Origin of the sequence: Phenylobacterium sp. (assembly GCF_036502675.1) — a bacterium.
GTDB lineage: Bacteria > Pseudomonadota > Alphaproteobacteria > Caulobacterales > Caulobacteraceae > Phenylobacterium.
The window spans coordinates 1-5,319 of sequence record NZ_DASXYF010000029.1; the positions used below are offsets into that span (position 1 = coordinate 1).

The following is a 5,319-nucleotide window of genomic DNA, read 5'->3' on the forward strand; positions in this document are numbered from 1 at the left end:
CCGCCGCCACCACACGGTCCCGAAGGTCCATCGAATAAGGTCGGGTCATCCCTGCTGGCCTCCCGCACCAGCAGGAAGCTTGAATCAGACCTCAGCCGATTTGGGAATCCAACGATTCACTCAAACCGCAACCCGCTCTAGCGGGCGCGGACACTCCCGGCGGCGCGGGCCAGGCGTCACTGGAGGATTGATCCGGCCGCACGGTGCAGCTTAATAGCGCCTCGCGCCGATCAGGAGACCTCCCCATGCGCAGCATCGCCGTCCTCGCCGCCGCCGCCGCGGCTCTGCTCCTCTCCGCCTGCAACACCGTCGCCGGCGCGGGCAAGGACGTGGCCGCCGCGGGCAAGGCGGTCACCAACACCGCGGAAGACGCCAAGCGGTAGCGGCCTCGCCGGCCCCGGAACGGGCAGGCCCGAGGGCCTGACGCCGGGGTTGTGCGTGGCTTCGGCGCGCTGCGCAGAATCGCCGCAGGGGCGTCTTGCCCGCTTTTCCTTAAGCCTCATCGTGCACATATGACCGCCATGAGCGAATTCCGCCGCCCGTTCCTTGCATCGATGCTGCGCGGCCTGCGCGGTAAGTGCCCGGCGTGCGGCACGGGCCCGCTGTACTGGGCGTATCTGAAGGTGGAGCCGAACTGCCACGCCTGCGGCCATGACCTGGCGCGCTATCCCGCCGACGACGGGCCGGCCTATTTCACCATCCTCCTGGTGGGCCATCTGGTGATCGTGCCGGTGCTGTTCCTGCCGTTCATCTGGCAGGCGCCGGCGGCGCTGGCCATCCCGATCACCGTGATCCCCCTGGCGGCGATCACGCTGGCGCTGCTGCCGCGGGTGAAGGGCGCCTTCATCGGCCTGCTCTACGCGCTGAACGTCAAGGACACCGACGCCCACCTGCACACCGCCGACGCGGTGAAGTAGCCGCCGCGCCGCCCACCCGGCCTGGTGCTGGTGATCGTCATCGCGCTCGTCCTGATGAAGCTGATCTGACCACGCCCTCTTCGCGCGGCCGGAGATTCTCCCTAGCATCCGCCGGGGTCGTGAACCCGGGGGATGCATGGCGATCGAAAGCACGATGGACGACGTGGCGACGGCTCCGCCCGTCATCACGCCGCTCGCCCGGCTCAAGGCGATCCTCGGGGGGTCGGCGGGCAATCTGGTGGAGTGGTACGACTGGTTCGCCTACTCCTCCTTCGCGCTCTACTTCGCCAGGCACTTCTTCCCCAAGGGCGACCAGACCGCCCAGTTGATGAACACTGCGGCGGTGTTCGCGGTGGGCTTCCTGGCCCGGCCGCTGGGCGCCTGGCTGATGGGCCTCTACGCCGACCGGGCGGGGCGGCGCACGGCGCTGACGCTGTCGGTGGCGATGATGTGCGCCGGCTCCTTCGCCATCGCGCTGTTGCCCGACTACCAGGCCATCGGGGTGCTGGCGCCTGCGGGGCTGGTGGTGGCCAGGCTGGTGCAGGGGCTCTCCCTCGGTGGGGAGTACGGGGCCAGCGCCACCTACATGTCGGAGATGGCCAGCCGGGCGCGGCGGGGCTTCTGGTCGTCGTTCCAGTTCGTGACGCTGATCATGGGCCAGCTGGTGGCGCTGGTGGTGCTGATCGTCCTGCAACACCTGCTGCCGAAGGAAGAGCTGGAGGCCTGGGGCTGGCGGATTCCCTTCGCGATCGGCGGCCTGCTGGCCGTCGTGGTGTTCTGGATCCGCACCGGCCTCGACGAGAGCGCCTCCTACGCCGCGGCGAAAGCCGAGGGCGCGCCGAGGGCGCACACCATGATGCTGTTCCGTCACCATCCGCGGGAGACGGCGATCATCTTCGGCCTGACGGCCGCCGGCTCGCTCGCCTTCTATGCCTACACGACCTACATGCAGAAGTTCCTGGTCAACACCGCGGGCTTCACCAAGGACACGGCGAGCGCCATCAGCGCAGGCGCGCTGCTGGTCTACATGCTGGTGCTGCCGCTGTTCGGCTGGGCGTCCGACCACCTCGGGCGCCGGGCGACGCTGGCGGCTTCGTTCGGAGTGGGGGCGCTGGCCACCTATCCGGCGTTCACCGCGCTGGGCGCCACCGGCAGTCCGGCGATCGCCTTCCTGCTGATGAGCCTGCTGGTGGTGATCCTCTCCGGCTATTCGGCGGTAAGCGCCGTGGTCAAGGCCGAGCTGTTCCCGACCCACGTCCGCGCGCTTGGCGTCGCCCTGCCCTACGCCACCGCCAACGCGGTGTTCGGCGGCACGGCCGAGTACGTGGCGCTGTGGTTCAAGAACGCCGGCCTGGAAAGCGGCTTCTACGCCTATGTGGCGGTGATGATGGCGGTGGGCTGCGTGATCGCCGTCCGCCTGCGCGACACCAACCGGCTGAGCCGCATCCTGGAGGACTAGGCGCCGACGCCGGTCCCGATCGGGCAGCTCACCCCGGTGCCGCCGACGCCGCAGTAGCCGGCCGGGTTCTTGGCCAGGTACTGCTGGTGGTAAGCCTCGGCGAAGTAGAAGGGGCCGGCCGGCGCGATCTCGGTGGTGATCGGGCCGTAACCCCGCGCCGACAGCGCCGGCTGGTAGGCGGACTTGGAGGCCGCCGCCGCCTTCGCTTGGGCCTCGTTCGCCGTATAGATCCCCGAGCGGTACTGGGTGCCCATGTCATTGCCCTGGCGCATGCCCTGGGTAGGGTCGTGGCCTTCCCAGAAGGCCTTCAGGAGATCGTCGTAGCTGATGGCTTTGGGATCGTAGACCACCAGCACCGCCTCGGTGTGGCCAGTGCGGCCGCTGCAGGTCTCCTCGTAGGTCGGGTTGGGGGTCGAGCCCCCCACATAGCCCACCGCCGTCACCCAGACGCCGGTCAGCTGCCAGAACTTGCGCTCCACCCCCCAGAAGCAGCCCATGGCGAACTGCGCGGTCTCCAGGCCCGCCGGATAGGGGCCCGTCAGCGGGTGGCCGTTGACGACGTGCGCCTCGGCGGTGGGGATGGCGTTCGGCCGGCCCTTCAGCGCGGTCTCGGGCGTCGGGATCTCGAGCGACTTGCGGATGGAGAACATGGGGGGCGGGTCCCTTCGATGCGGCGGCCCGGCCAAGATAGGCGAGCGCGGCGGGGTTTGCACCTGCGGGCCGCTGACGGGCCGCACATTGTGTGGCAGGCTTGGGCGCCACACCCGTCCGGAGGCTCCGATGATCCTCAGACTGCGTCCCGCCCTGCTCGCCGGCGCCGCGCTCGCCGCGGCCGGCCTGCTGCTGGCTCCAGGCCGGACCGCCGAGGCGTCCACCATGGGCGGCGACAGCAGCGGCGCCATGCCCAGCGCCTCGGCGCCCTCCTACGACCCGGCGGAGGAGTACGTGAAGGGCGTCGCGGCCCTCAACGCCAGCCAGTACAAGGACGCCGAGCGGGCGCTGTCGCGCGTCACCCGCGCGACCCCAGACAACGCCGAGGCCTGGCGGATGCTGGGCATGGCCAACGCCGGCCAGAGCAACCTGAAGGGCGCGCGAAAGGCCTATGAGAAGGCCGTCAAGCTGCAGCCCGACAGCATCGAGGCCCACCAGGGCCTGGGCGTGGCGCTGGCCGGGCTGAAAGACCCCGCGGCCAAGGCGCAGCTGGACTGGCTGGCCGCCAAGGCCGCCGCCTGCGCCGGAACCTGCGCCGACGCCGAAGCGCTGAAGAAGGCGAGCGCCGCGGTCGAGGGCGCGCTGGCCGCCGCCGGCGGACCGAGCGCGGCGCTGGAGCCCGGGTCGCTGCTGTTCGCCGCCCCGCAGGCCGGCGACCAGGCCTATGCCGCGGCCGTGGGCCTGATCAACCAGCGCCGTTACGACGACGCGCTGGCTGCGCTCGCCAAGGCGCGGCTGGCCTTCGGGCCGCATCCGGACGTGCTCACCTATCAGGGCTACGCCTGGCGCAAGAAGGGCGACGAGGCGCGGGCCGAGGGCTACTACCGTCAGGCCCTGGCCATCGCGCCGCGGCATCGCGGGGCGCTGGAGTACTATGGCGAGCTGAAGGTGGAGCGCGGCGATCTGGCCGGCGCCCGGCGGATGCTGGCCCGGCTGGACCGCGCCTGCAGCTTCGGCTGCGCCGAGGCCGAGGAGCTGCGCCGTTGGATCGACGCCGGGCGCGATCCGCGCGCCTAGGCCTGGGGCTCGCGGTCCTCGCCGCCGGCGCCCTCGCCGCCGCGGCGGATCCGCCGCTCCGCGCCCAGCGCTGGCTGGCGCCGGGGGCCGACGCGGCCAAGGCGCTGAGCGTCGCGCCGACAGAATGCCTGGCGCGCCCCGCCGATACCGAAGCCGCCCTCGCCGTCGAGGTCGGCCGCGCGGCGTTCCGCAGTCCCGTCGTGCTGGGCGGCCAGGCGGCGCGCGCGGGCCTGGCCTGCGAGGCCTGCCACCGGTCAGGGCGGAACAATCCCGACTTCCTGTTCCCCGGGATCTCCGGCCCGCCGGGGACGGCGGACGTCACCGCCTCGCTGTTTTCCTCGCACCGCGGCGACGGGATCGATGATCCACGGCCGATCCCCGACCTGAGCGGCCCCAGGGCCGGGCTGAAGGTGCCGCAGGCGCCTGAGGCCCGCGCGCTGGAGCCCTTCATCCATGGCCTGGTGGTGGAGGAGTTCGACGGGCCAGAACCGCCGGCCAGCGTGTTGGCGGGCCTGGCCGCCTATGTGCGAGCCTTGCGCCCCGCCGCCTGCCCGGCGGCGGCGGCGCAGGCCCTCTCCCCCGGACTCTACCTCGACGACGCCCGTCGGGCGGCGCGCGCCGCGGAGACGCTGGCCGCCCGCGGCGACCGCGACGGCGCTTTGGCGATGACGGGCGCGGCCCGGGCGCGCCTGGGGCTGATCGACGAGCGCTATGCGGGCCCCGCCCTCGCCGCCCAGCGCGCCGCCCTGCGCCGGTCCGACGCGGAGCTGGCCGCCGCCGCCCGGGCCCTTCGCGCCGGCGACCCCGCCGCCCCCGCCGCGCTCGCCCGCTGGCGCGCCGGCTCCGACAGCCTGGCGCGGCGGCTCGCCCGCGGCGAGGCCGCCTCGCTGTTCGACCCCGCCCACCTCGCCGCCGCGATGCGCGGACCCTTGCCCCGCAAGGCGTCCTGAGTATATTGCGCGGCTCCGCAGAAACGACCGTCTGCGGCGGCCGGTGAGGTGGCGGAGTGGTCGATCGCGCACGCTTGGAAAGCGTGTTTACGGGAAACCGTAACGAGGGTTCGAATCCCTCTCTCACCGCCAACCACCCTTGATTCTATGGGCGTTTTGGGACAAAAATCTTGTCCACCCACCAAAGCATCCGCCATAAGATATGCGAGCTCCCAGGGAAGGCTTTCGGGCCCCTGGTGGTAGCTGGGGCGCGCTACGGCACCAC

6 protein-coding genes and 1 tRNA gene are annotated in these 5,319 nt (G+C 71.9%); 6 read left to right on the top strand and 1 reads right to left on the bottom strand.

Features of this window, described 5'->3' with window-relative positions; genetic code table 11:
* Nucleotides 1-245: 245 nt before the first annotated feature.
* From VGL30_RS03605 to VGL30_RS03615, 3 genes are all read left to right on the top strand, one after another.
* Nucleotides 246-383 (top strand): entericidin A/B family lipoprotein, encoded by a 138-nt coding sequence (locus tag VGL30_RS03605; protein ID WP_331536875.1) that lies wholly within the window; start codon nucleotides 246-248, stop codon nucleotides 381-383.
* Nucleotides 384-512: 129 nt separating this feature from the next.
* Entirely contained in the window at nucleotides 513-917 is a 405-nt protein-coding gene (locus tag VGL30_RS03610) for a DUF983 domain-containing protein (protein ID WP_331536877.1), read from the top strand.
* Between the two features lie 136 nt (nucleotides 918-1,053).
* The gene (locus tag VGL30_RS03615) at nucleotides 1,054-2,376 is read left to right on the top strand and encodes an MFS transporter (RefSeq protein ID WP_331536879.1); all 1,323 of its coding nucleotides are present in this window, start codon (nucleotides 1,054-1,056) and stop codon (nucleotides 2,374-2,376) included.
* On the opposite strand, the gene msrA is transcribed toward VGL30_RS03615, so the two are convergent.
* Complete coding sequence (gene msrA, locus VGL30_RS03620) at nucleotides 2,373-3,026, bottom strand: peptide-methionine (S)-S-oxide reductase MsrA (protein ID WP_331536881.1); 654 nt, start codon at nucleotides 3,024-3,026, stop codon at nucleotides 2,373-2,375. The two genes, VGL30_RS03615 and msrA, sit on opposite strands and share 4 nt — an antisense overlap.
* A gap of 130 nt (nucleotides 3,027-3,156) precedes the next feature.
* Between msrA and VGL30_RS03625 the strand changes: the two genes are divergently transcribed.
* The 3 genes from VGL30_RS03625 to VGL30_RS03635 all read left to right on the top strand — a co-directional run bounded on the left by VGL30_RS03625 (nucleotide 3,157) and on the right by VGL30_RS03635 (nucleotide 5,186).
* Nucleotides 3,157-4,104 carry a tetratricopeptide repeat protein gene (locus VGL30_RS03625; protein ID WP_331536883.1) on the top strand — a complete coding sequence of 316 codons (948 nt, stop codon included), beginning with the start codon at nucleotides 3,157-3,159 and terminating at the stop codon, nucleotides 4,102-4,104.
* A complete protein-coding gene (locus VGL30_RS03630; RefSeq protein WP_331536885.1) occupies nucleotides 4,071-5,054 on the top strand; it encodes a hypothetical protein in 984 nt (327 codons plus the stop codon). Before VGL30_RS03625 ends, VGL30_RS03630 begins: the two co-directional genes overlap by 34 nt.
* A 42-nt stretch (nucleotides 5,055-5,096) precedes the next feature.
* Nucleotides 5,097-5,186 (top strand) — tRNA-Ser (locus VGL30_RS03635).
* Nucleotides 5,187-5,319 lie beyond the last annotated feature (133 nt).